Genomic DNA, 3277 nt, shown 5'->3' on the forward strand with positions numbered 1-3277 from the left:
ATGACTAACGACTAGTGACTAGCGACTGAAAACACCACCCCTACCCTTTCCAAATGTGGAGATCGGAATTTGGGAACGATGTGAATGAGATGAGCGCAAGCTTATTGAATTTCACACAAGGTTCTTTGACATATTGTGAGAATAAAGTAAAGAGTAAGAGCAAATTAGAATTATTGAATCCTTCGGGATGAAGATATATTATAAAAGAGTAAGTGAATTAAGGGCGTATGGGGGATGCCTAGGCTCTTGGAGGCGATGAAGGACGTGTTAAGCTGCGATAAGCTTCGGGGAGGTGCACAAGACCTTTGATCCGATGATTTCCGAATGGGGCAACCCAGTAGATTGAAGATCTATTATTCTATTTAAGATAGAAGGCGAACCTGCTGAACTGAAACATCTAAGTAAGCAGAGGAAGAGAAAACAAAAGTGATTCCGTAAGTAGTGGCGAGCGAACGCGGATTAGCCCAAACCAGTGTTGTTGCGGCAAGACTGGGGTTGTAGGACCACGATATCGATTATATAAAGGAACAAGAACTGTCTGGGAAGGCAGGCCGTAGGAGGTGAGAGCCCTGTATTGGTAAGCTTATATAATTGTAGTGGTATCCTGAGTAGGGGGGGACTGGAGAAATCCCCTTTGAATCTGCCGGCACCATCCGGTAAGGCTAAATACTACCAAGAGACCGATAGTGAACGAGTACTGTGAAGGAAAGGTGAAAAGTACCCTGAGTAAGGGGGTGAAAAGACCCTGAAACCATACGCTTACAAGCGGTCGGAGCCCTTTTTGGGGTGACGGCGTGCCTTTTGCATAATGAGCCTACGAGTTACTTTCACTGGCGAGGTTAATCATATAGATGTGAGCAGCCGGAGCGAAAGCGAGTCTGAATAGGGCGCTTAGTCAGTGGGAGTAGACGCGAAACTTTGTGATCTACCCATGAGCAGGTTGAAGCTCCGATAACACGGAGTGGAGGACCGAACCAGTTTACGTTGAAAAGTATTTGGATGACTTGTGGGTAGGGGTGAAAGGCCAATCAAACTGAGAAATAGCTCGTACTCCCCGAAATGTTTTTAGGAACAGCCTCGGGGTTAAGTTTTAAGCAGGTAAAGCTACCAATAGGACTAGGGGGAGTCAAATCCTACCAAATCCTGATGAACTCTGAATGGCTTAAAATATACCCGGGAGTGAGGGTTGGGGTGCTAAGGTCCCAATCCGAGAGGGAAAGAACCCAGACCAACAGCTAAGGTCCCAAAATCTTTACTAAGTTGAACTAAGGAAGTCTGATTGCAGTGACAGCCAGGATGTTAGCTTGGAAGCAGCTATTCATTTAAAGAGTGCGTAACAGCTCACTGGTCGAGCGAGGCGGGCATCGATAATAAACGGGCATCAAGTAAAGTACCGAAGCTTTGGATTATATTTATATACTGGTAGGGGAGCATTCTGATCAGCGGTGAAGGTGAAGCGACAAGCTTTGCTGGAGCGTTCAGAAAAGCAAATGTAGGCATGAGTAACGATAATGAGGGCGAGAAACCCTCACGCCGAAAGACTAAGGTTTCCTCAGCTATGCTAATCAACTGAGGGTTAGTCGGGGGCTAAGGGTCTAGCGAAAGCGACAATCTAATGCACAGCAGGTTAATATTCCTGCACTTACTTATTGGGCAAATAGATGACGGAGATTACAGGTTACCAGATACTGACGGAATAGTGTCTTTGAGAGGCGGCAGCAATGCCAAAACGAGTGTAGTGAGTAAACTTCCAAGAAAAGTCTAGGCGTGTATAACTAATAAGTAACCCGTACCGTAAACCGACACAGGTGGTCGAGAAGAATATTCTAAGGCGCTCGAGTGAATCACGGCTAAGGAACTCGGCAAATTAACCCTGTAACTTCGGGATAAAGGGAGCCACGAGCAATCGTGGCCGCAGAGAAATGGCCCAGGCGACTGTTTAACAAAAACACATGGCTTTGCTAAATCGAAAGATGACGTATAAGGCCTGACACCTGCCCGGTGCTGGAAGGTTAAGGGGGGATGTTAGCCGCAAGGCGAAGCATTGAACTGAAGCCCCAGTAAACGGCGGCCGTAACTATAACGGTCCTAAGGTAGCGAAATTCCTTGTCGGGTAAGTTCCGACCTGCACGAATGGTGTAACGATCTGGGCACTGTCTCAGCCGTGAGCTCGGTGAAATTGTAGTAACGGTGAAGATGCCGTTTACCCGCAACGGGACGGAAAGACCCCATGAACCTTTACTATAGCTTAGCATTGAGTTTTGGTACTGGATGTGTAGGATAGGTGGGAGGCTGTGAGCCGGTGTCGCTAGGCATCGGGGAGCCAACGTTGAAATACCACCCTTCTTGTACTGGAATTCTAATCCCCAAAGGGGAGACATTGCTTGGTGGGTAGTTTGACTGGGGTGGTCGCCTCCAAAAGAGTAACGGAGGCTTTCAAAGGTTCCCTCAGCACGCTTGGTAACCGTGCGTAGAGTGCAATAGCAAAAGGGAGCTTGACTGTGAGACCGACAAGTCGATCAGGTACGAAAGTAGGATATAGTGATCCGGTGGTTTAGTATGGAACAGCCATCGCTCAAAGGATAAAAGGTACTCTGGGGATAACAGGCTGATCTCCCCCAAGAGCTCACATCGACGGGGAGGTTTGGCACCTCGATGTCGGCTCGTCACATCCTGGGGCTGGAGAAGGTCCCAAGGGTTCGGCTGTTCGCCGATTAAAGTGGCACGCGAGCTGGGTTCAGAACGTCGTGAGACAGTTCGGTCCCTATCTGTTGTGGGCGTAGGAATATTGACAGGTTCTGACTTTAGTACGAGAGGACCGAGTTGGACTGACCGCTGGTATATCAGTTGTTCTGCCAAGGGCATAGCTGAGTAGCCACGTCGGGACCAGATAAGCGCTGAAAGCATCTAAGTGCGAAACTGACCTGAAGATGAGTATTCCATGAAGGGTCCGTGTAGACGACACGGTCGATAGGCTACAGATGTAAAGGCAGTAATGTCAAAGTCGAGTAGTACTAATTACCCGAAAGCTTACCTTTTATTAATTTACACACTGCTGTTTATTTTATCTCACAATATGGAAAAAGGCTATGACCTTGTAAAAAGTATGGAGCCGATAGGACGGGTGTTCACCTCTTCCCATCTCGAACAGAGAAGTTAAGCCCCGCACCGCTGATGATACTGGGATCAAACCCGGGAAAGTAAGTAAGCTCCAAGTTATTATAGAAGACCTGCACCAAAAGTGTGGGTCTTTTTTTATGCCCTACAGTCGCTAGTC

General features: G+C 47.6%; 2 rRNA genes. Both read left to right on the top strand.

The features are described 5' to 3' along the window. Positions 1 to 206: 206 nt before the first annotated feature. Positions 207 to 3038: ribosomal RNA gene (locus tag PQG45_RS11875) — 23S ribosomal RNA — on the top strand. Between the two features lie 67 nt (positions 3039 to 3105). Next, positions 3106 to 3217 (top strand): 5S ribosomal RNA (gene rrf, locus PQG45_RS11880). Positions 3218 to 3277: the final 60 nt, after the last annotated feature.

It is taken from the genome of Aquirufa regiilacus (assembly GCF_032470275.1).
Lineage (GTDB): Bacteria > Bacteroidota > Bacteroidia > Cytophagales > Spirosomataceae > Aquirufa > Aquirufa regiilacus.